18 protein-coding genes are annotated in these 23,162 nt (G+C 66.9%); 10 read left to right on the top strand and 8 right to left on the bottom strand.

The window, feature by feature from the left end; translation table 11 throughout:
• Window positions 1–36: 36 nt before the first annotated feature.
• Window positions 37–1,611, bottom strand: a complete 1,575-nt coding sequence (locus BLQ58_RS17280; protein ID WP_092600518.1) for a flavin-containing monooxygenase — start codon at window positions 1,609–1,611, stop codon at window positions 37–39.
• A 383-nt stretch (window positions 1,612–1,994) separates the two neighbouring features.
• On the opposite strand from BLQ58_RS17280, the gene BLQ58_RS17285 reads away from it, so the two are divergent.
• The 7 genes from BLQ58_RS17285 (at window position 1,995) to BLQ58_RS17315 (ending at window position 10,307) form a co-directional block, all read left to right on the top strand.
• Window positions 1,995–2,597 (top strand): hypothetical protein, encoded by a 603-nt coding sequence (locus BLQ58_RS17285; protein ID WP_092600520.1) that lies wholly within the window; start codon window positions 1,995–1,997, stop codon window positions 2,595–2,597.
• Window positions 2,598–2,616: 19 nt separating this feature from the next.
• Window positions 2,617–4,212: a GMC family oxidoreductase gene (locus tag BLQ58_RS17290; protein WP_092600522.1), complete on the top strand. Its 1,596-nt coding sequence runs from the start codon at window positions 2,617–2,619 to the stop codon at window positions 4,210–4,212.
• A gap of 213 nt (window positions 4,213–4,425) precedes the next feature.
• Window positions 4,426–5,367, top strand: coding sequence for a TetR/AcrR family transcriptional regulator (locus BLQ58_RS17295; protein WP_092600524.1), 942 nt, complete (start codon window positions 4,426–4,428; stop codon window positions 5,365–5,367).
• Window positions 5,368–5,587: 220 nt separating this feature from the next.
• Window positions 5,588–6,484 (top strand): DUF1571 domain-containing protein, encoded by an 897-nt coding sequence (locus BLQ58_RS17300; protein ID WP_092600526.1) that lies wholly within the window; start codon window positions 5,588–5,590, stop codon window positions 6,482–6,484.
• Between the two features lie 216 nt (window positions 6,485–6,700).
• Window positions 6,701–8,089, top strand: coding sequence for a DUF2957 domain-containing protein (locus tag BLQ58_RS17305; RefSeq protein WP_092600528.1), 1,389 nt, complete (start codon window positions 6,701–6,703; stop codon window positions 8,087–8,089).
• A 60-nt stretch (window positions 8,090–8,149) separates the two neighbouring features.
• Window positions 8,150–9,433, top strand: coding sequence for a DUF2957 domain-containing protein (locus BLQ58_RS17310; RefSeq protein WP_092600530.1), 1,284 nt, complete (start codon window positions 8,150–8,152; stop codon window positions 9,431–9,433).
• A gap of 22 nt (window positions 9,434–9,455) precedes the next feature.
• Window positions 9,456–10,307, top strand: coding sequence for an OmpW/AlkL family protein (locus tag BLQ58_RS17315; protein WP_092600532.1), 852 nt, complete (start codon window positions 9,456–9,458; stop codon window positions 10,305–10,307).
• Between the two features lie 78 nt (window positions 10,308–10,385).
• On the opposite strand, the gene BLQ58_RS17320 is transcribed toward BLQ58_RS17315, so the two are convergent.
• From BLQ58_RS17320 to BLQ58_RS17330, 3 genes are read right to left on the bottom strand one after another with little or no spacing between them, the layout of a single operon-like run.
• A complete protein-coding gene (locus tag BLQ58_RS17320; RefSeq protein ID WP_092600534.1) occupies window positions 10,386–11,864 on the bottom strand; it encodes an efflux transporter outer membrane subunit in 1,479 nt (492 codons plus the stop codon).
• Window positions 11,865–11,866: 2 nt separating this feature from the next.
• Complete coding sequence (locus BLQ58_RS17325; RefSeq protein WP_092600536.1) at window positions 11,867–15,022, bottom strand: efflux RND transporter permease subunit; 3,156 nt, start codon at window positions 15,020–15,022, stop codon at window positions 11,867–11,869.
• A 39-nt stretch (window positions 15,023–15,061) separates the two neighbouring features.
• Window positions 15,062–16,321 carry an efflux RND transporter periplasmic adaptor subunit gene (locus BLQ58_RS17330; RefSeq protein ID WP_092600538.1) on the bottom strand — a complete coding sequence of 420 codons (1,260 nt, stop codon included), beginning with the start codon at window positions 16,319–16,321 and terminating at the stop codon, window positions 15,062–15,064.
• Between the two features lie 434 nt (window positions 16,322–16,755).
• Here BLQ58_RS17330 and BLQ58_RS17335 point away from each other — a divergent pair, with 434 nt between their 5' ends.
• Window positions 16,756–17,469 (top strand): TetR family transcriptional regulator, encoded by a 714-nt coding sequence (locus BLQ58_RS17335; protein ID WP_092600540.1) that lies wholly within the window; start codon window positions 16,756–16,758, stop codon window positions 17,467–17,469.
• A 54-nt stretch (window positions 17,470–17,523) separates the two neighbouring features.
• Here the strand turns inward: BLQ58_RS17335 and BLQ58_RS17340 are convergent, their stop codons facing one another.
• Window positions 17,524–18,630, bottom strand: coding sequence for an ABC transporter substrate-binding protein (locus tag BLQ58_RS17340; RefSeq protein WP_092600744.1), 1,107 nt, complete (start codon window positions 18,628–18,630; stop codon window positions 17,524–17,526).
• Window positions 18,631–18,835: 205 nt separating this feature from the next.
• On the opposite strand from BLQ58_RS17340, the gene BLQ58_RS17345 reads away from it, so the two are divergent.
• Entirely contained in the window at window positions 18,836–19,528 is a 693-nt protein-coding gene (locus BLQ58_RS17345; RefSeq protein ID WP_092600542.1) for a response regulator, read from the top strand.
• Window position 19,529: 1 nt separating this feature from the next.
• Window positions 19,530–21,008 carry a sensor histidine kinase gene (locus BLQ58_RS17350; RefSeq protein WP_092600544.1) on the top strand — a complete coding sequence of 493 codons (1,479 nt, stop codon included), beginning with the start codon at window positions 19,530–19,532 and terminating at the stop codon, window positions 21,006–21,008.
• A 153-nt stretch (window positions 21,009–21,161) separates the two neighbouring features.
• Here the strand turns inward: BLQ58_RS17350 and BLQ58_RS17355 are convergent, their stop codons facing one another.
• From BLQ58_RS17355 to BLQ58_RS17365, 3 genes are read right to left on the bottom strand one after another with little or no spacing between them, the layout of a single operon-like run.
• A complete protein-coding gene (locus BLQ58_RS17355; protein WP_254775994.1) occupies window positions 21,162–22,028 on the bottom strand; it encodes a ChaN family lipoprotein in 867 nt (288 codons plus the stop codon).
• Entirely contained in the window at window positions 22,025–22,387 is a 363-nt protein-coding gene (locus tag BLQ58_RS17360) for a DUF2149 domain-containing protein (protein WP_092600546.1), read from the bottom strand. Before BLQ58_RS17360 ends, BLQ58_RS17355 begins: the two co-directional genes overlap by 4 nt.
• Window positions 22,384–22,893, bottom strand: coding sequence for a MotA/TolQ/ExbB proton channel family protein (locus tag BLQ58_RS17365; protein WP_092600548.1), 510 nt, complete (start codon window positions 22,891–22,893; stop codon window positions 22,384–22,386). Before BLQ58_RS17365 ends, BLQ58_RS17360 begins: the two co-directional genes overlap by 4 nt.
• Between the last annotated feature and the right edge of the window lie 269 nt (window positions 22,894–23,162).

The following is a 23,162-nucleotide window of genomic DNA, read 5'->3' on the forward strand; positions in this document are numbered from 1 at the left end:
GATGCGTGGTGTCCTGCGGGGGTGCGCAGGCCCTTGTCAGGCGCGGATCGATGCCGCCGGTTCAGCCGGTTCGGTGTCCGCCAGCGGTTCGACGCTGGCGTGGCGCATGGGCCAGCGTTCGTAGTCGCTCATGCGGAACGACTGCGTGGCACGGCGGAACTGGAACGTGAAGCCCGGCCACAGCGTGGTGTTCTTGTTGCTGCGGGGGTCGATGTACCAGCTTGCGCAGCCGCCCGCGGCCCAGATCGCGTGACCGAGCTTCTGCTGGATGCCACGATTGAACGCGGCCTGCACCGGCGGGCGCACGTCGACGGCCTGCACGCGCTCCCGGCGCATCTGGCGCAGCGCATCGAGCACGTAGTTCACCTGCGACTCGATCATGAAGACCATCGAGCTATGACCCAGGCCCGTGTTGGGGCCGACGATCAGGAACAGGTTCGGAAAGCCGGCCACCGTGGTTCCCAGGTACGCCTCCGCACCATCGCGCCAGGCATCGAGCAGATCACGCCGGTCCCGGCCGACGATCACGCCGCGCGGCAGCGGATCGGTGGCGTGAAAGCCGGTGCCGAGGATGATCGCGTCGGCGGGCCGGCGGGTGCCGTCGCGCAACACCACGGCGTCGGGCTCCACGTGGTCGATGCCCGTGGTCACCACATCGACGTTGCCGCGCGCCAGCGCCGGGTAGTAGTCGTTGGAGATCAGCACGCGCTTGCAGCCGATGGTGTAGTCCGGCGTCAACGTCCGGCGCAGCGCAGGGTCTCGCACCTGCTTTTTCAGATGGCGGCGTGCCACGCTTTCCACGGCCTTCATCAACTTTGGATGAATCACGAAGCCGAGCACGCGCGATTCCAGCATCCAGTACAGGCCGGTGCGCACCAGCGCCTGCGTGAAGGGCAAATGGCGAAACAGCCATTGCTCCGCCGCCGTTACCTGACGGTCGGGCTTGGGCATGATCCATGGCGGCGTGCGCTGGTACAGGTCGAGCTGCGCCACCTGCGGCGCGATCTGCGGCACGAACTGGATGGCGCTGGCGCCGGTGCCGATCACGGCCACGCGCTTGCCGGCCAGGGGATAGTCATGGCGCCATTGCTGCGAATGGAACACGGTGCCGGCGAAGCGATCCAGCCCTGGGATATCCGGAATCAACGGCCGGCTCAGGCCACCCATGCCCGCGATCAGCACGCGGGCGCGCGCACGGCGGCCATCGCGCATCCGCAGGCGCCAGAGCGCGGCGGGCGCGTCCCATTCGGCGTGCGCCAGTTCGTGGCCCAGCCGCAGATGCGGGCGCAGCCCGAAGCGGTCGGTGCAATGTTCCAGGTAGCGGCGAATCTCGGGCTGCGTCGAGAACATGCGCGACCAGTCGGGATTCGGTGCGAACGAGAACGAATAGAGATGCGATTGCACGTCGCAGGCGCACCCGGGATAGTGGTTGTCGCGCCAGGTGCCGCCGACTGCATCGGCCTTCTCGAAGATCAGGAAGTCATCCACGCCCGACTGCTTGAGACGGATGCCCATGCCGAGCCCGGCAAAGCCGCTGCCGATGATGGCGATGTCGCATGCCTGCTCCGCTTCGGTCGGAAGATGAGCCTGCAGGTCCAGAGGTGCATTCATGGGGCGGCTTTCCGGTGCGGGCGCGACGCGTCATGGCCGGTTAGCCATGCCTCGTCGACACCGTTGATCGTGACATTGAACGATGTCATCGTAGGCACCGAGATTTGGCCGGTCAATGCGATGGTTTGAAGAATTGCTCTATTTTTCGCCCTTTTCCAGCGTCTTTCGGGTCACATTAAACGGCGTTGACGCCAAAAGACCCGCAGTGGGCGTGCGGCTCAGTCGTGCGTTTGAAACCCGTGCGCCAGGACGAAATATTTTCGGGGGCTTCGGCAGAATCGCAACGCCGCCACGCTCGGGACGTACCCGGCGCTGCGGGGCCACGTCGGCGCACGCCAGCGCCGTAAGCAAAAACGCAAAAAAATCCCAATCACGGAGACACGATGCCCGCACCTGCCCGCACGGCCGCACCGCCTGATTCGCACGAACCGCATGACGCATCGCGCCGCCTGTTCCTGAAGGTGGGCGCGGGCTTTTCGGCGGCCATCGCGTGCTCCACGCTATTGCCCGCGCTGACTGGCTGCTCGGCAGCCGACACGCCGCCGCAACCCGGCATGGCCTTTCTACGGCCCGCCGATGTCACGCTGTTCCGCGCGCTGCTGCCCGCCGTGGCTATCGACCTGCAGACGCTCGACGCCGCCGCGCGCGGCCCGCGCGTCGATGCAGCCGTGAAGAACATCGACGGCACGATTGCCGCCATGGGCCAGAACGGCCGGCACGAACTGCGCAAACTGCTGGATCTGCTGGCGAGCGCGCCGCTGCGGTGGGCGCTGGCCGGCGTGCGGACGCCCTGGAACCAGGCCACGCCCGAACAGGTGACCGCCTTCCTGGCCCGCTGGCGCGGCAGCCGCTTCGCCACGCTGAATGCCGGGGGCGTGGTGCTGGTGAAGCTGGCCAGCGTCGCCTACTTCGTACTGCCCGATACCTGGGCGGCCAGCGGCTACCCCGGCCCCAATCCCGCGATCTACCGCGCCCTTCACAGCTGAGTTTCCAGCGGATTTCCACATGCCGATCAACGATATCTACAGCGCCGGCATCGCGTCCGGCTGGAAGGTGCTTGACGCCGCCACGTTCACCGCGCCCCGTGCATTCGAAGCCGATGTGGTCATCGTCGGCACCGGGGCGGGCGGCGGCATCGCCGCCGAGGTGCTCAGCGACGCCGGGCTGACCGTGCTGCTGCTGGAGGAGGGCGGCCTGCAAACGTCCGACAGCTTCCGGGACATGGACGAGGCACGCGCCTATCGCGATCTCTACCAGGAGGCCGCCGCACGCGCCACGTCAGATGGCGCGATCTCGATCCTGCAGGGCCGTGCCGTGGGCGGCAGCACCACGGTGAACTGGTCGTCCAGCTTCCGCACGCCGCCGCAGACGCTGGCGCACTGGGCCGCCGAACACGCGGTCGTAGGTCACAGCCAGGCCGACATGGCGCCCTGGTTCGCGCAGATCGAGGAACGCCTGGGCATGGCGCCATGGGCGATGGACCCGAACCCGAACAACGCGGTGCTGCGGCGCGGCTGCGAAAAGCTGGGCTGGGAATGGCACGTGATTCCGCGCAACGTGAAGGGCTGCTGGAATTCCGGCTATTGCGGGCTGGGCTGCCCGGTCAACGCCAAGCAGTCGATGCTGGTGTCGACCCTGCCGAACGCGCTGGCGCGCGGCGCCACACTGGTGCATCGGCTGCGCGTACGGACCATCGACCACGACGGCAAGGTCGTGCGCGGGCTGACTGGCGATGCGCTGGGGCGGGACGGCTACACCCCGACCGGCGTCAGTGTCAGCGTACGGGCCCGGTACGTGATCGCCGCGGGCGGAGCCATCAACACGCCGGCGCTGCTGCTGCGTTCGCGTGTTCCCGATCCGCATGACAGGATCGGGCAGCGCACAATTATTCATCCGGTGAATTTGAGCATCGCAGAAATGCCGGAGAAAATCGATCCATATCATGGCGCGCCGCAGTCGGTGGCTTCGGACCATTTCCAGTGGCGTGACGGCGCAACCGGCCCGATGGGGTACAAGCTGGAAGTGCCGCCGATGTTTCCGGGCATCAGCGCCGGGGTGTTCAATGGCATGGGACAGACGCTGCAGCGCGAGATGGCTGCGTTGCCCCATACCAACGCCATGCTGGCCCTGCTGCGCGATGGCTTTGTGCCCGACAGCCCGGGCGGACGCGTAAAAATTGCAGACGACGGCAGCCCCATCCTGGACTACGAAGTGAGCGACTACGTATGGGATGGCGTCCGGCGCGCGTACCTGAGCATGGCCGAAGCCCAGTTCGCGGCCGGCGCCCTTCGCGTACGGCCGGCCCACCTCGACGGCAATTACTACACGACGTGGGCGCAGGCGCGCGATGCCATCGGCCAGCTGCCGCTGAAGAAATTCCGCGTGCTGCTGTTCAGCGCCCACCTGATGGGCGGCTGCGCGATGAGCGAAGACCCTGCGCGCGGTGTGGTGAACAGCGCGGGCCGCCATCATCATCTGCAGAATCTGTACGTGTTCGATGGCTCGGCATTTCCGACAAGCATCGGGGCCAATCCCCAGTTGTCAGTCTTCGCATTGACGGCGCAGAATGCCTCAGTGTTGCGCAAGACCATCATGACGTGACCGGATTCCTGCCAGGCAACGCGGTGCGTGGCGGGGACTTGCAATTTAGAGCATGTCTTCGAAAAATGGTCTTGTGAAACGCTCGGGGCGCTGGATAGGCTCCCTACAACCGTTTGAAGCATCCGTATGCCAACAGAGCAAGGAGCGGACGGTTGTGGATTTGTAGTTTTTTTTGCAGGGGTCCACAGCGGTTTTTCAGCGAGAGACGCCCCCATGAAGACCGGGAAAACCACGGCAGGAGATACCAAGGCTCGCATCCTCGATGCGACCGAGAAGTTGTTCATTGAGGTTGGCTATGAAGCGACTTCGCTCAGGCAGGTAACGTCCCGAGCGATCGTCAATCTGGCCGCCGTCAACTATCACTTCCGCAGCAAGGAAATCATGATGCAGTCGGTGCTGAGCCGCCGGCTGGATCCGCTCAACACGCGGCGGCTGGCGTTGCTGGATGCCTGCGAGGCACGCTGGCCCGGCAACGCCATCCGCTGCGAACATGTGATGGGCGCCCTGTTCGTGCCCGCGCTGCAGATGGCGCGCGAGCCCGATATCGGCGGCCCGTCGTTCCTGCGCCTGCTCGGGCGCGTGTATTCCGATACCTCACCGTTCATCCAGTCCTGGCTGATGGGGCATTACGCACCCGTGTTCGGACGCTTCTTCGAAGCGTTTGCGCGCGCGCTGCCCGACGTGCCGCGGCAGGAGCTTGGCTGGCGCCTGCATTTCGCCCTCAAGGCGCTGGCGGGTGTGCTGGCCGGCGACGAACTCGGCAACCTGATGCCCGCGTTCACGCAAGGCAAGCGGATGAGCGATGCGCAGGTGCTGGCGCAACTGACGTCGATGGTGGTGGCCGCCCTCAAGGCGCCGTCGCCGGCGGTGCAGGAGCTTGGCGCGCTGCAGGAGGTATTCGAGATCGGCGAGGCGCAGCACGCCGACGAGCAGGCCAGCATCGCGGCGATGGCCGCCACGGCCGAAAGCGAGGCCCAGGAGCTTGCCGCCGCCACGGCTGCCGCAATGGGCCGCGCCCGACGCAGCGCGCGGGCCGCGCGCAGTGAGGCCGCAACGCGTCCGCCCACCGCCAGCATGGCGGTACGCCGCGAGCATTGCGCCACCTTCCCCAGCAATCCGCTCGACGACTGGATGCGTACCCGCCCCAGGACATAGCGGCACGCCGCCGCGGTCTCCACCGGGACCGCGGCGCGCGCTGCGGCGAGCCGCGACGGTAACCGTCGCCTTTACCACCGACCTGTCGATCCGCCACGCCCACCGCGAGGCGTGACCCGCTGCGCGCCGCGGTTCCGGTGCGCATCCAGCCTGCCGTGTTCCGCACGGCCGGACGGGCCCCGTCTTGCCTGAAAAAAGCAAAACACACTGGAGACTCGCAATGAAGCAGATGTTCGTGATCGCCGCGTTCGGCGGCATCCTCGGATTCGTCGCCACGCCGCCCGGCAGCCTGTTAGAAGCCCACGCGCAGGGTGCGCCGGCCGCGCAATCCGCGCGGACGCCCACGCCCTACGACGGCCTGCCCACATCGCAACAGACCGCGCTGCTCGCCAAGCAGATTGCCAGCGGTGAACTGGCGGCGATGTCCGATGCCCAGGTGCTGGCCGTGTTCGACGCCCTGCAGCCCGAGGCGCTGCTGACGTGGGCGCGGCAGGAAATCAACCGCTATCCCGAGTACGAATACTGGATGACGCGCCAGGAACGCCTTAACGGCCAGTGGCAGGACAAGCCCGCGCGCATGATGATCCGCTACCGCCATCTGCCGCGCCAGCTCTATGCGAAATGGCTGCCCAACGGGGCGCAGGCCGGCCAGGAAATCATCTACGACGAGACCCGGCGCAAGGATGAGATGTACGGCCACCTGGGCGGCATCATGGGTTTCACGTCGATCTGGACGGCCATCGACGGCACGCTGGCGAAATCGCAATCGAACCATACCGTGCGCGACCTGGGCTTCCAGTTCGTGCTGTCGATGCTGGAGCGCGACGCCAAGACGCTGCGCGCCGCGGGCCTGTCGGAGAAGTACACACGCACGGAGATCGTGCAGGAGCAGGGCACGCGCATGGTGGCGCTGACCTGGGACCTGCCCGAAGGCGCGCCCAGGTATTACGCCAAGAAGGTGCAGCTGATGTTCGACCTCAAGCATCCATGGCCGCGTATGGAAACGGCATGGGACACCGACGGCAACATGGTCGAGAAGATCGTCTTCGAAAAGGCCGTGAAGAAGACCTTCGATGCCTCGGCATTCGACCCCGCCAACAGCGAATACAAGTTCTGATACCGCCGCCACCCCCGTTTGAATATGCGCACATCGGGCCGCGCACGCGGTTTGAACAACGGCGCGAGGCGCTTGGCGGACAACGGCAGACGGCGCAGCGGCAATGTTTGGAACATGCGCTCTATTGCGCGCAGGCGCTTGAAACGCGAGATTCCGACCACCGTGCGACACCTCGGCCACTGCCGGTGCGCCCGTCATAAGAACGAGGAGACCACCATGACACAGTCGAATTTTCGACGTACCGCCTTTGCTTGGGCTGGGGTAAGCCTGACGATCGCGCTGTCCGCCTGCGGCGGCGGCGACGGAGAACCCGGCGGCAGCACGCCGCAAGCCGCCGCGCAGCAATGCGCCACCAGTGGAACGTGCACGCCCTCGGGCCCCACGGTCAACCAGCCCGTGGCCGCCATCTGCCCGAGCGTGCTGGACTACAGCACCACGTACACCGGCGGATCGGGCGCGGGGGAATTCGTGAAGATCCAGCTCGACAGCACCAAGGGCACGTATCGCATCCAGTTCCTGGAATCGCCGGTGCCGAAGACCACTGCCGATATCTACCCGACGCGCGCCGGCGTCACCATCACCGGGACGATGTCGCATCCCACCCGGCCGTTGCCCACGGAAGCCCAGAACCGCTGCGCATACGAACTGAAGACCGCGACGGCATCAGACGGCACGTCGCAGGCGCTCATCGACCCGTCCCATCCTCCAATACTGTTCGTCGGCAATGGCGTTGCCGGCGGCGGCATTCCAGGTGCCACGATCAAGTACAACGGCCTCGGCGGCACCGACGCCGTCCCCGGCTTTGGCGCCATTCCCGCCACGACCTTCGCGATGTATCCGGTGCTGGCCTTTGCCGAAACCGAGACCGATTTCAGCAAGGTGGCCGGCAGCTACAACGTGCTGGGCTACCACCTGATTCCGTCAGGTGGAGATCCGCTATCGACGAACCACTTCGTGCCCACGGTCGCCAACAAGGTGGAGACCATCAACGCCGACGGCACCTGCACGGTGGCTTCGGGCAACTGCGTGACCACCGGCAAGGCATGGAAGCTGCGCCCAGGCACCGACGGCGCTTTCGAAAGCTTCGACTCCAGCGGCCTGAAGCCGTATCCGTTTTTCTTCACCCAGACGTTCGCGGCCGGCAACCAGACGCTGGCCAAAGGCGTACTGATCGTGGGCAAGCTCGAAGGCAAGCTGGTGCCGCTGCTGGTGCGCGTGGGCTACGCGCGCGTCGACTTCTCCGACCTGTCCAACATCATCCTCAGCGTCGACGACGAATCGGGCATCGCGCTGCTGTCGCCGACCACGGCGACCAGCGCCGCCGCCCTCAAGGGCGGCTACATCGGCTCGGGCAGCGACTTCAGGTACGTGGCGTCGTCGCTGCACGACAACGTCGGTGCCTGGCTCGATCCGCAAGACCCCTCGCTCACGCCGATCGGCGGCTTCCAGATGGATCTCACGCAGGCCACGCGGCCCGGCGTGGTGAGCACGGTCGACAACAGCGGCAAGGCCGGTGCGCTGATCACCACCGGCCCCGTGTACGCCCACCTGTTCGGCGACGCCTCCGATCCGACCTTCCGCGTCAGCGCCGTGGCCAACCGCTAGCGCGCGCCGCGTATCCAGAACCCTGCCTCACACATAAGAAAGCACCAAGGAGACATCATCATGCAGCTGCCGCAATCGCTTCCGCCGCGCACCGCCGGCGCCCCCTCGCAGCGGACCCGGGTGCCGCGCCTGGCGCTGGCGCTTGTCACCACCGCCTTGCTGGCCGCCTGCGGTGGCGGCGGCGGCGATGGCGGCGGCAGCAGCACGCCCGCCGCGGTGACGCCGCGCCTGTGCCCCGCATCGGTCGACTACTCGACGCCATATATCGGTGGCACCGGCTCCGGCGAGCTGGTCAAGGTGCAGATCGATACCACGCGGAAGACGTGGGCCGTGACGTTCCTCGACTCGTCGGTGCCGCGCACCACTGGCACCGTGTCGCCGACACGTTCGGACCCCACGGGCGGCAAGAACGTGATGACCGGCACGCTGGCGCAGGAAACCGGACTGCCGACGCAGAAGCTGAACCAGTGCGCCTTCGTGCTGCAGGGTGCGAGCCTGGACCCGGCGCGCCCGGCCAAGCTGTTCCTGGGCGAGGGCGTGATGGGCGGCACCATCCCGGGTGCACGCATCCAGTTCAACGGTCTGCTGGGCGCGGGCGCAGTGCCCGACACCACGTTCCCGTACTTCCAGTTCATCGGCTTCGCGCAGACCGAGACCGACCTGGGCAAGATCGCCGGCCTCTACAACGGATCCGGCTTCCACGAGATCCCGTCGAAGAACTTCGCCCAGGTGGCGCAGGACTACAGGATGTCGCTGGCTGCCGATGGCTCGTTCACGGTTTGCGACAACAAGGCGGGCGGCACCTGCAAGCAGAAGGGCAACAGGTTCGTGGCGCAATCGGATGGCGCACTGGTGTCGACCAACTATGAAGGCGAACAGGCGCCGACGCTGGGCAATGTGATGGGGCGCGCGTACCTGATCGTCGGCAAGCTGCGCGGACAACTGGTGCCGGTGATGATCCGCGTGGGCTATGCCAGCGCCGACAAGCTGCCGCTGGGGGCCGACGACGAGATCGGCATCGGCATGATGGCGCCCGCCGTGTCCGCCACGCAGGGCGCCGTCAATGGGGAATACGTCGGCGTGGACAGCAACTTCGACTACAAGACCACGGCACTGGTGGGGGCGGACGCCGCCATGCTCGACCCGTTCCATGCGTCGGACGCCACGCGCGCCGTGGCGCTGAAGCTCGACTTCTCGCAGACCACCGCAGGCGTGATCACCACCACGCGCAAGGAGGGCACGCCCGGCATCACCGGCAAGCTGATGTTCACCGGCGGCGTGTTCGGATTCCTGGAGGACCGCAACGGCAGCCCGTACTTCACGATCGGTGCATTCGTCGAATAACAGGAACCGGGGAGACCTGACCATGCAGAACAAGCGACTTGCCCTGAAGCGCCTTCTTGCCCTGGGCGCCGCCGTTGCCGCGTGCCTTGCGGCGCCCGCGCACGCCCAGAAGGCGGGCGACAACGTGGTGTCGGCCGGCTGGTTCCATATCCAGACCTTCGGCACCAGCGGGCCGCTGACCACCAACGTGGTCGATGTGCCGATCAACTATCCGCTTGGCTTGCCGTCGTCGTTCTCGGCGCCGGGCAGCGGGTTATCGTCGTCTAACGCCGACACGCTGGGGCTGACGTTCAGCCATTTCGTGACCGACCACATCGCCATTACCGCCGTGGGCGGCATTCCGCCGACCTTCAAGATCTACGGCCATGGCGAGCTGATTCCGCCCGGGCCGGCTGGCGCACTGGGCCACCAGAGCCTGGGGGACCCTTCCCTGAATCCGATCATCACCCGTGCACGGCAGTGGAGCCCGGCGGCCATGGTGCAGTATCACTTCCGTTCGCCGGGGGTGACGTTCCGTCCGTTCGTCGGCGTCGGCGTGTCGTACAACTTCTTCACCGATATCAAGGTGAATCCGGCCTTCGCCGAGTCAGTCAACAACAACCTTGGCGCCATCCTGGCAGCGGGGGCCGGCATCCCGGGGCAGACTTCGGTCAGCGCCGATGCGTCGTCGTCATGGGCGCCGATCTTCAACGTCGGCGGCACGTATAACTTCAACGAGCACTGGGGCGTGACCGGCGCGGTGACGTACATTCCGCTGAAATCGGAATCGACGATGACGATCAAGGCTTCGGACGGCACCGTGCTGTCAACGTCGAAGACCACGCTGCGGCCCAATCCGCTGGTGTTCTTCCTGGCCGCGACGTACAAGTTCTGAGCGGCTGTCACGCGCGCAGGAAAAAGGGCGAGGCCATCGCGGCCTCGCCCTTTTCGCTTGTGCTTCCGGCTGGAAGCGTTACTGCGTGGTCTGCGTCGCTGGCTGCGGCGCGGCCTTCGCCAGTTCTCCGGTTTCCTTCAGGCCACCGCCCAATGCGCGGTACAGGTCGATCGCATTGGTCAGGCGCAGCTGGCGTGCCTGTACCAGTGCCTGCTCGGCCGAGAACAGCTGGCGCTGTGCGTCGAGTTCGTCCAGGTAGCTGGCCACGCCGCTGCGGAAGCGCAGGCGTGACAGTTCGTAGCGCGCCGCCTCCGCATTGCGCTGCTGCTCCTGCCCCGCCACCTGCTCTTCGAGCGTGCCGCGCGCCACCAGCGCATCGGCCACTTCGGAAAAGGCGGTCTGGATCGTCTTCTCGTAGTTGGCCACCTGGATGTTCTTGCGCACGTTGGCAAGATCCAGGTTCGACAGGTTACGGCCGTAGTCGAAGATCGGCAGCACCAGCTGCGGCGAGAACGACCACACGCCGGCACCGTTGTCGAACAGGCTGGTGAACGACGTGCTGATGTTCCCGGCGCTGGCCGTCATCGTGATACGCGGGAAGAAGGCCGCGCGGGCCGCCCCGATGTTCGCGTTGGCGGACAGCAGCGCCTGTTCGGCCTGGCGGATATCGGGACGCTGCGTCAGCAGTTCCGAGGGCAGGCCCTCGGGAATGTCGCTGATGATGCGCTCGTCGGACAGCCGCATCGGCGCCGGCAGGGTCGGGATCTCGGCGATCGGCTTGCCCACCAGCACTTCGAGTGCGTTCTGCGCCTGCGCACGCTGGCGCGCCAGCTGCGCGGCAGAGACGCGCGCCTGGGCCACCAGCGATTCGTTGTCGCGCAGGTCCAGCGCCGAGGTGGCGCCGGCATCGAAACGCTTCTTCGACAATTCGTACGTGCTCTGGCGCGCCTCCAGCGTCTCGCGCGCCAGCTCGTACTGCTCGGCGGCGGCGCGTTCGGCCAGATAGGCCTTGGCCACTTCCGAGACCAGCGAGATATAGGCGGCGCGATGCGCTTCCTCGGTCGAGAAATACTGCGCCAGCGCCGCATTCGACAGGCTGCGCACGCGGCCGAAGAAGTCCAGCTCCCACTGCGTCACCGACAGGCCAACCTGATAGATGTTGCCGGTGAACGACTGCGACACGCCCGAGGTCGTGCCGGAGAACCGCCCGCGCTGGAAGCTCGCGTTGCCGTTGATGGTCGGCAGCAGGTCCGCACGCTGGATCTGGTACTGCGCGCGCGCTTCCTCGATCCGCAGCGCGGCCGTGCGCAGGTCGCGGTTGTTTTCCAGCGACGTGGCGATCAGCGTCTGCAGGCGCGGATCGGTGAAGAACTCGCGCCAGCCGATATCGGTGGCGCGGCGCGTTTCGCCGCTCTTCACCTCGGCCGTGGCATAACCTTCCGGCGCGGCCGGATAGCTGCCTGCCACGGGGGCGGCGGGGCGGTCATAGTGCGGCGCCAGCGTGCAGCCGCTCATCACCCCGGCCACCAGCAGCAATGTGGTCAAAGTCTTGGTCATTGTCAGATTTCCCTCTGGCTGCTTTCCAGGCGCGCCTGCTCACGTTCGTGCTGGGCGCGGCTGCCCTTGAACCGGCTGCGCACCACGACGAAGAATACCGGCACCAGGAAGATGGCCAGTACCGTTGCCGTGATCATGCCGCCCATCACGCCGGTACCGATGGCGCGCTGGCTGCCCGAGCCCGCGCCCGTGGAGATGGCCAGCGGCAGCACGCCCAGGATGAACGCCATCGACGTCATCAGGATCGGGCGGAACCGCAGGTGCACTGCTTCCAGCGTGGCATCGATCAGGCTGCGGCCCTGCGCCTGCAGGTCCTTGGCGAATTCCACGATCAGGATGGCGTTCTTCGCGGACAGACCAATCGTGGCGATCAGGCCCACCTTGAAGTACACGTCGTTGGGCATGCCGCGCAGCGTCACGCCCAGCAGCGCACCGATCACACCGAGCGGCACCACCAGCAGCACCGATACCGGGATCGACCAGCTCTCGTAGAGCGCAGCCAGGCACAGGAACACGATGATCAGCGACAACGTGTACAGGATCGGTTCCTGCGAACCGGCCAGGCGTTCTTCATACGACTGGCCCGACCACTCGAAACCGAAGCCCGGCGGCAGCTTGGCGAAGTTCTCTTCCATCACGCGCATCGCCTCGCCGGTGGACTTGCCCGGCGCGGCCTGGCCTGCCAGCTTCACGGCCGGCATGCCGTTGTAGCGCTCCAGGCGCGGCGAGCCCATCACCCACTGCGACGTGGAGAACGCCGAGAACGCCACCATGTCGCCATTGGCATTACGCACCCGCAGCTTGCCCAGGTCGTCGGGCAGCAGGCGGTCAGACCCCTGCGCCTGCACGATCACGCGGCGCACGCGGCCTTCGTAGATGAAGTCGTTCACGTACGACGAGCCAAACGAGATCGACAGCGTCTGGTTGATGTCCGCCACCGCCACGCCCAGCGCACGCGCCTTTTCGCGGTCGATGTCGATGCGCAGCTGCGGCGCGTCTTCCTGGCCTTCCGGACGCACGCCCACCAGGGCAGGCGATTGCGCGGCCATGCCGAGCATCATGTTGCGCGCTTCCATCAGCTTGGCGTGGCCTTGCCCGGTACGATCCTGCAGGCGGAAGTCAAAGCCCGACGAGTTGCCCAGTTCGGAAATGGCCGGCGGGTTCAGCGGGAAGATGATCGCGTCCTTGATGAACGACAGCGCGCCGAACGCACGGCCCACCAGGGCCTGTGCGGTCTGGTCCGCCCCCGGACGCTCCTTCCAGTCCTTCAGGCGCACGAACGCAATACCGCCGTTCTGGCCACGGCCGAAGAACGAGAAGCCGGCCACGGTGATCATCTGGTCCACCACCTTCGATTCCTTCTGCAGGTAGTAGTCCTCGATCTGCTTGAGCACGCCGATCGTGCGCTCCTGCGTGGCGCCCGTGGGCAACTGCACCACCGTGATCATGTAGCCCTGGTCTTCGTCAGGCAGGAACGACGACGGCAGGCGCTGGAACAGCAGGACCACGCCGGCGATGATCACCGCGTACACGATCAGATAGCGGCCCGAGCGCCTGAGGATGCGTGCCACGATGCCCTGGTAGCCGGTCGACGCCGTGGCGAACGTCCGGTTGAACCAGCCGAAGAACCCGGTCTTCTCGTGATGATGGCCTGCCTCGACCGGCTTGAGCAGCGTCGCGCACAAGGCCGGTGTCAGCGTCAGGGCCAGGATGGCCGAGAACACCATCGACGAGATCAGCGACAGCGAGAACTGGCGGTAGATGTTGCCGACCGAGCCCGAGAAGAATGCCATCGGGATGAACACGGCGGTCAGCACCAGCGTGATGCCGACGATGGCGCCAGTGATCTGGCTCATGGCCTTGCGGGTGGCCTCGCGCGGCGACAGCCCTTCCTCGCTCATGATCCGCTCGACGTTCTCGACCACCACGATGGCGTCGTCCACCAGGATACCGATGGCCAGCACCATGCCGAACATGGTCAGCACGTTGATCGAGAAGCCGAACGCCAGCATGGCGCCGAACGTACCCAGCAGCGCCACCGGGACCACCAGCGTCGGAATCAGCGTGGCCCGGAAGTTCTGCAGGAACAGGTACATCACCAGGAACACCAGTACCACGGCTTCCAGCAGCGTCTTGACCACTTCCTCGATCGAGATCTTCACGAACGCGGACGTGTCGTAGGGAACGCTGAATTCGTAGTCGGGCGGGAAGAAGCGCTGCAGCTCGTCCATCTTGGCGCGCACGGCGGTTGCCGTAGCCAGCGCGTTGCCCGTGGGCGACAGCTTGATGGCGATGGCCGAAGCCGGCTTGCCGTTGATGCGGGCCAGCGTCGAATAGTCAGCGCCGCCCAGTTCCACGCGGCCCACGTCCTTGATGCGCACCGACGAGCCGTCCGGATTCACGCGCAGCAGGATGTTGGCGAACTGTTCGGGCGTGGTCAGCCGGCTTTCGGTGTTAACCGTGGCGTTCAGCTCCGTGCCGCGCGGCGACGGCGTGCCGCCGAGTTCGCCCACGGCCACCTGGATGTTCTGCTCCGACACGGCGGCGGTCACGTCCAGCGGCGTCAGGTTGTAGCCCGTCAGCTTGGCCGGATCCAGCCAGATCCGCATCGCGTACTCGGTGCCGAACAGGTCGGCGGCACCCACGCCGGGCACGCGGCGGATCGAATCCACCACCTGCGCCGACACGAAGTTGCCGAGCTCGATCGCGTCGGATTTACCCGACTTCGACGAGACCGTGATGAACATCATGTAGTTGTTGCCGGCCTTGTCGACCCGCACGCCCTGCTGGCGCACCTCCGCCGGCAGACGCGCTTCCACGCGCTTGAGGCGGTTCTGCACTTCCACGGAGTTCAGGTCGGCATTCGAGCCGGGCGCGAACGAGATGTTGATCGTGGCCAGCCCCGACGATTCGCTTTGCGATTCGTAATAGAGCAGGTTGGGTGCGCCGTTGAGCTCCTGCTCGATCGGCGTGATCACCGAGTCCTCGATCGTCTTGGCCGACGCACCGGGGTAGGTGGTGGTCACCGTGATGATCGGCGGGGCGATATTGGGGTACTGCGCAATCGGCAACTGCACGATCGACAACAGACCGCCCAGCGCGATGATCAGCGCGAGCACCCACGCGAACACCGGCCGGTCGATAAAAAACTTCGCCATGAAACTGGCTCCCTTTTATGGCTTTGGTCGAGGGCCCGATCAGCCCTGCTTGGCGGCCGACTTGTCGTCAGCCTTGGCGTCCTTGCCGCCTGCGGCGGGCTTGTCGCCCTGCGCGGTGGCGGCCGGCGCCGATGCCGGGGCATCGGCCGTCTTCGGCGCCTGGAACGGCACGGCCTTGGCCGGCGCGCCCGGGCGCACCTTCTGCAGGCCTTCCACGATCACCTTTTCGCCGCCCTTCAGGCCTTCGGTCACGACCCAGCGGTCGCCAATGGCCTGCGGCGCCTTGACCGGCAGCGCGGCCACGTTGCCGTCGGCGCCCACCACCAGCACGCTGGCGCCCTGGGCGCTGCGGATCAGCGCGCGCTGCGGCACGGTCAGCGCGTTCTCGTCGACACCCTGCTCGATCTTCACGCGCACGAACGTGCCCGACAGCAGCTCACGCTTCGGGTTCGGGAATTCGGCCCTCAGCGTGATGGCGCCGGTGGTCGGGTCGACGGTCATGTCCGAGAACAGCAGCTTGCCCGTGGCGACGTATTCCTTGTCGCCGGCTTCCGGATACAGATGCACCTTGGCCCCGCCGTTCACACCCTTGACCTTGCCCGATTCGATGGCGGCACGCAGGCGCGCCACTTCCGAGGCCGGTTGGGTAAATGTCACCCATATCGGGTCGACCTGCTCGACGGTGGTCAGCTTGGTGGCTTCGCCCTTGCCGACCAGCGCCCCTTCGGTCACCAGCGCCCGGCCCACGCGGCCGGAGATCGGCGACGTCACCGTCGTGTAGCCCAGATTGATCTGGGCCGTGGTCACGGCGGCCTTGGCGGCGGCGATGTCGGCATTGGCCTGGCCCGCGGCGGCCACGGCCTCGTCATATTCCTGCTTGCTGACCGCGTTCACGGCCACCAGCGGCTTGTAGCGTTCGGCCTTCTGGCGCGCGGAGACCGCATTGGCTTCGGCGCGCTCCAGCTGGGCCTTGGCCGAGGCCAGCTGCGCCTGGTACGGGGCCGGATCGATGCGGAACAGCACCTGGCCGGCCTTGACCTCGCCGCCTTCGGTGTAATTGCGGGACAGGACGATGCCTTCGACACGGGCACGCACTTCGGCAGTACGCACACCTTCGAGACGACCCGGCAGTTCATTGACAACGGCAACGGCAGACGGCGTGACGGTAACCACACCCACTTCCGGCGGCGGCATCGCACCGCCCTGGGCCGCCTTCTGGCCACAGGCGGACAGCGCCAGGGCAGCGGCAGTGACGGCGGCTGCAACGGCTGCGCTACGGATACGTTGGGACTTCCTCATCGATAACCCCATGATGAAAATTTGAGAGCTGCCGCTCCGCTCCCAACGCGATGGGCTGGAAGGCAGGCGCGCCCCGGGGGCGGGGCGCGGCGGCTAAAAAAGTGATGCTTGAGTCAGGCGGACCACAGGCGTGCGGGTAACGGGTCACCGCAGCCGGGCAAAAAAACGGCTTGGCCGAAGTCCGGACAGGCGAGTAGTATAGATACATTCGCGCATGTATGTAAGTCACGGTTACGAAATTAGCGCAGTTAGCAACACATGGCGCCTGTTGTGTGCATTGGAATGTTCGGCCCCTGTGAGCACGATTGTTCCATTCAAGGTACGATGCGGCCGCCGGTGCGGTAGAGCAATTTGGAAAGAGAAGCCCTTCGGCGCATTCGCGCGTTGGCATCAGGAGACCCGGACGGCTAACCACTGGCCCGGGAAAAGAGGAAATGGTCAGACGTACCAAGGAAGAAGCACTCGAGACGCGCAACCGGATTCTGGATGCGGCGGAGGCCGTGTTCCACGCCCGTGGTGTGGCACGCCCGTCGCTGGCGGACATCGCCGAAGCGGCCGGTGTCACGCGCGGCGCGATCTACTGGCACTTCAAGAACAAGAGCGACGTGTTCGCCGCCATGGCGGACCGCGTGAACCTGCCCGTGGAAGCGTTGTGCGCGCCCGAGCGGCTGGCGCTACAGGAAGATCCGCTCGGCGGCATTCGCGACATCTGCGCCTTCGTGTTCCGTCAGACCGTCACCAATCCGCAGTGGCGCCGCGTCTTCGAGATCATTTTCCACAAGTGCGAGATGGTGGAGGACAACGGCGCCATCTTCGAACGCCAGCGCGCGTCGCACCAGGACGGCACGGTCAAGATGCGCGAGCATCTGCGCCTGGCCATGGAGCGCGGCCAGTTGCCGGCAGACCTGGATCTCGACCTGGCCGTGATGGCCTTCCACGCCGCGATCGGCGGCGTGCTGGCCCACTGGCTGTTCTCCCCGACCGATTTCGACCTGAACCGCGAGGCCGAGCGTCTGGCGGACACCTTCATCGATACGCTGCGCCTGTCCCCGGCCTTGCGCGTCGGCTACGTGCCGCGCCCGATGGCGCCCCTGGACGAGGAAATGGCGACGCTGTGCGAGCGCCAGCCGCCGGTCGTCGCCGAATAGCATCGGGCGCCGGCTTCAGCCCTGGCGCCATGCCCCCGGCCCACCCAGCCCGACTCAACCCTTGAGCGCCTCGCGCCAGCGCGCGAGGAAGGCCTTCTTGCGCAGGGCATCCTGCGCAGCGAGCAGGCCCGGCCCCACGCTGATCGGCTTGAGCGCGTAGCCCAGCCGCTCTGCCAGGGCATTGGCCGTATGCGCGCTGTCGGTATCGGTGCGGATGGTATAGAGCTGCGACGTGGACTGCCCCAGCAACGCCTGCCCTGCGCGCGACAGCAGGTAATCGAGCCATAGCCGGGCGGCATTGGGCCGCGGCGCCCGGCGCGCGATAAATGCCACGCGCGACATCACCAGCGTGTAGTCGCGCGGCGCAATCACGCCGATACCTGCGCCGCGCTCCATCAGCGACAGCGCGTACGACCCCAGCAGGTTGTAGCCGAGCACCAGGTCTCCACTGGCGATGCGCTCGACCATGTCGGCCGTCGATGCCGACAGCTGCACCTGGGCACGCCCCAGCGCCTGCGCCAGATACCAGAATTCGCTGCCCATGCGGGCGTCCTGCTGCGCCAGCAGGTAGCCCACTCCCGAACGCTCCACGTCGTACGTCACCACCTTGCCGCGCCACTGGGGCGCGTGTTCCTGCAGCAGGCGCGCCAGGCCGCTGCGGCTGCCCGGCACATGCGCCGACGCGAAATGCTTGCGGTTGTAGACGATGACGGCCGGCTCGAACGTCGTGCCCCAGGCTTCGTCGCGCCACACCGCCCAGCTGGGCAGACCGGCGCGCTCGGGCGAGTCGTAGCGTTGCGCATGGCCGTCGTTGACCAGCTTGATCTGCAGGTCCATGGCCGTGCTCCAGAGCACGTCGGCGTAGGCGGCGTCGCGGCCGGGCGCCGCCGGGCCCATGCTGGCGCTCTCGGCCAGGAATCGCTCATGCAGTTCGAGCGTGTTGAGATCCTGGTAGCGCACGCGCACGCCGGGATAACGCGCCTCGAACCCCTGGATCAGCGGCTGCACCACTTCCAGGTCGGTGGATGCGTAGACCGTGACGCCGCCCTCGCGCTGAGCGCGGGCGATGACGTCGGCATAGTCGCCCGGATATCCATCCGGCACACGCGGGCCGGGCTGCGCCAGCACCGGCAGCCCCACGGCCATGGCACCACCGGCCAGCAGCAACTGGCGACGCGTGAAGCAGGACGGTTCCGTAGGCGAGGGCGGGGGCGGCACGGGCAGCGGAGAAGACAGGACGATGGTGTGCGGACGTGGGTGAGGCAGCCAGCAGACACCTGCGGGCAGGGCGGGGGTATTATAGGCGCCCGCGGCACGCAGGGGCGGCCCGCGAGACACGACAAAGAGCGGGCAGAGGAGGTCCGGCATGCGCATCCTGCTGGTGGAAGACGAAGTGGAACTGGCCCGCTGGGTGGCACGTGCGCTGGAGCAGGGCGGCTTCGTCATCGAGCACGTCGCCGATGGCCTGCAGGCCGAAGCGCGGCTGATGGCCGAGGAGTACGACGCCGTGGTGCTGGACCTGCGCCTGCCCGGCAAGGACGGCCTGGCCGTGCTCAAATCCATGCGCGGCCGCGACGATCGCACCCCGGTGCTGATCCTGACCGCCCAGGACACGCTCGACGAACGCGTGCGCGGCCTGAACCTGGGTGCCGACGACTACCTGCCCAAGCCGTTCGCCATCGCCGAACTCGAAGCCCGCATCCTTGCCCTGATCCGCCGCAGCCGCGGCCGCGCGCATCCGCGCCTGCAATGCGGCACGCTGGTGTTCGACGGCGAGACCCGCAGCTTTACGCTGGGCGGCGCACCGCTGTCGCTGACCCCGCGCGAATCCACCCTGCTCGGCGCCCTGCTGGCGCGCAGCGGCCAGCCGCTGACCAAGGCGCAACTGCTGGACAAGGTGTTCTCGCTCGATGCCGACGTGAGCCCCGACGCCATCGAAGTGCTGGTCTACCGCCTGCGCAAGAAGCTGACCGGCCACGGTGTCACCATCGTCACGCTGCGCGGGTTCGGCTACCTGCTGGAACCCGAAGCCACGGAACCGCCCAGGGCCGGGGCCTGACATGTGGCGCCGCCACCTGCGCCAGCGCGCACGCCTGCCGGTGCGGCTGTGGCTGCGAGGCAGCCTGCGTCGCCAGTTGCTGATCCTGCTGGTGCCGGCGCTGGCGCTGATGATGGCCGTCGACACCTGGTTCACCTACGGCACCCTGCGCGATGCCGCCAATACGGCCTACGACCGCTCGCTGTACGGATCGATCCGCACCATCGACAACGCCATCGGCATGGCTGGCGAAAGCGTGCAGCTGACGCTGCCCGACGCGGCGATGGAGATGTTCGAGACGGCCGCGCAGACCCATGTGTTCTATCGCGTGTCGATGGAGCGCGGCGGCGGCATCGAGACCGTGACCGGCTACGACGACCTGCCGCTGCCCAAGGGGCCGCTCGTCAACAACGTGCCGCGCTTCAACGACGCCATCTACCACGGCGATCCGGTGCGCGTCGCCACGATGGCGCGGCCCATCTACCGGCCCGACGCCAACATGCGCGTCATCATCCAGGTGGCCGAAACCGCAGAGCCGCGCGCCGCCCTGATCGGCAACGTCTGGCGCAGCGCACTGCTGCGCGATATCGCGCTGATCGTGCTGTCGGCCGTGATCCTGGTCGGGGGCATCACCTACGTGCTCAAGCCGCTGCAGCGGGTACGCGACGACGTCCGCGCCCGCTCGCCCGACGATCTGGCGCCGCTGGCTTTCGACGTGGTGCCCGTGGAGGTGCGGCCGCTGGTCGACGCGGTCAACCTGCACGTATCGCGCTCGGAGGCCATGGCGCAATCGCAGGCGCAGTTCATTGCCGACGCGGCGCACCAGTTGCGCACGCCGCTGGCCATTCTCAAGACCCAGGCCGAATTCGCGCAGCGGCAGTTGCAGATGCGGCAGGACGAGCCGGCCCGCGAAGCTGCCGCCGAAGCCGTCGGCGGCATCGTCACGCAGCTGGAACAGGCGGCGCGCCTGACCAACCAGCTGCTGGCCCTGGCCCGCGTGCGGCAGCCGGGACGCGATGGCGCCACGCAGGACGACGAGGCCGGTGTCATCGACGCCGTCACGGTGGCCGAACACGTCGCGCTGGACTACCTGCCGCTGGCGCGCGGCAAGCAGCAGGATTTTGGATGGGAGCGGCCTGCCGGCCTGACGCTGCCGGTACGTGCGGACGCCGCCCTGCTGCGCGAGGCGCTGGCCAACCTGGTACACAACGCGATCCAGTACTCGGGGCGCGGCAGCCGCATCACGCTATCCGCCGCCCACCGCGACGGCCGCGCGCTGCTGGTGGTCGAGGACGATGGCCCCGGCATTCCGGAGAGCGAGCGCGAAAAGGTGTTTGCGCGCTTTTACCGGCGCGTGGAAAACACCGAGCCCGGATCGGGTCTCGGGCTGGCGATCACCCGCGAGATGGCAGCGAGGTTCGGCGGCAAGGTGACGTTGCGCGATGCCACGCAGGGCAGGGGATTGCGCGCAGAGCTGAGTTTCGCGCTGGCGGACGCTTAGCGTGTTTTGGCTCCCCGCTCCCATGGAATGGGAGGGGGTCGTGGGAGAGGGCATCGAGGCTCTGCTTGCTGACCCGTCGCATCCAGAGCGGCTCGGTCCTCTCCCCCTGCCCCTGTCCCGCTCGCGGGAGAGGGGAGCGATGCAGGCAGGCGATCACTGTTTCATCGGCTTGCCCATCATCGCACCCTTGCATGGGTCGTCGCGCTCCTTCGCCGGTACGCGCACCACGACGTCGAAGCCCTGGTCGGGCGAATCGGACTCGATATACCCGACGCTGAGCACCCGCGAACCGTCTTCGTGCAGCCAGCGCGGCACGCCGATGTCGCGCCGCACGTGGCCGTTGCCGGCAATCAGCACCGCACCACGGCTGGCGTATGGCCGCAGCGCCTGCGCCATCACGGCGTCGCGGGCGGCCTGCGCGTTAAGCATGCCCGGCAGCATGGCCTGCGGAAAATGGCCGCAGTGGCCGGCGTCGAGCGCGGCGGTCTGTGCCGTCACGATGTCGGCCGGCAACGCCCCATCGAGGCCCAGCGCCGCCTGCTGGTCCCGGGCGAAGACATCGCCATAGCCACCGCGCACGATCTTTGCCGCATCGGCCCGCGACAGGTTGGCCGCGCGCAGCGGCAGGTTGTACTGCAGCGCCAGCGCCACCACCGGCTTGTACAGCGCCCAGTCCCATCCGCTCTTGCTGCCGGCCGCCTGTTCGATCAGGTAGTCCGCATCGTGCGGCCGCTCAAGCCGTGCGCGATCGATATCAGGCTGGCGCTCGCGGTCGAACTGTTCCATCGCGATGGCCGGGCGCCAGCCCGCTTCCACGGCACGGGTCAGCGCGGCCAGGCGTTGCTGCTGGGCGGTCGCGTTGTCGTGGACTTCGCCCAGCAGCACGTATGACGTGGCAGGGAACTTCAAACTGATCGCGGCCGGCGTTGCATGGGGCGGCGGGGTTGCGATCGATGCGCAGCCGGCGGCAAGGGCCACGGCCACCGCCATCGCAAGCAGGGCAAAGGGGGTGCGCATCATGGCCGGGCGGGCTCCGGTTGCGTTTGTGCCTGCGTGCCGCCGCTCGCCGCCGGCGTTTCGGGTACGTAGACCATCGATCCATCCTTCATGCGATAGGCCACGCCAGCCTTGATGCCGTCGCCGGACCCCACCTGGCCGCTGGCCTGGTAGCGCACGATCTTCTCGCCCTGGCGCGACACGATTTCCATATTCGGCTTGCCCGGGTTGGAGATGATCGTCACGTCCTGGTGCTTGAACGGATTGAGCGGGTTCTGGGCGATGGTCACCAGCAGGGCGGCGATCACCACCAGAAACACGTCGATCAGGTTGACGACCGACAGGATCGGATCGTCGGCCTCGCTCTCCTCCAGGAACTTCATGCCTCGGACTCCCATTGCGGGCGCGACTGGCCCAGCCAGACCAGTTCCTCGGCCAGCCAGCGCCGGCGCACGTTGACCACCCAGAACGTGATACTCGCCGCGATCAGCGCCAGGATCACGGCCGAGAACGCGATGGTCAGGTTTTCGCCCACATTGGCCAGGTTGCCGCCGGACAGGCTCTTGAGCGCCGGCCCCATCGGGATCATCGTCGCCACCAGGCCCAGCATCGGTGCCACCCGCGTCGCAATGCGCGGGCGCTCCAGCAGCTTGTGCGCCGTGACGTCGAGCGCGTCAGGGTGGCTGACCTTGTGCCGGCGCGCCCAGGCGACCAGCGGATAGCCGCGTCCCGAGCTGACGGGATGGCGGCTGCGCAGCCAGGCCTGCATCGCAAAATCGCCAAGCGCCCAGAAAGCGTAGAGAAACAGCAGCCCGATCAGCGCCAGCGTCGGGTACAGGAATAGCTGGCCGACGTCGTACATCAGGGTTTCAAGGAAGGTAGGTGTCATGGTCAAGCGGGGTTACAAATATCCATGCAACGAATAATCACGATCTGATCGTTCATCATTCTTTAAATAGATCGTCTGGCGCATTTCCTGGCCCGGCTCGCCGCCGGCTGTTCAGGGGCCAACGCAAGGCCCCGGCCAGCGAAGATAGCACCGGCGCGATGGCTGTGGCAGGTGACGTGCGGGACCTGTTTTCGGAGAAGAGTCGGAGGAGAGCTGGTACGGCGGGAATCGGACGACCGTGGTCACGCGGCGAAGTGACGAACCAGCCG

The organism is Ralstonia sp. 25mfcol4.1 (genome assembly GCF_900104095.1).
Lineage (GTDB): Bacteria > Pseudomonadota > Gammaproteobacteria > Burkholderiales > Burkholderiaceae > Cupriavidus.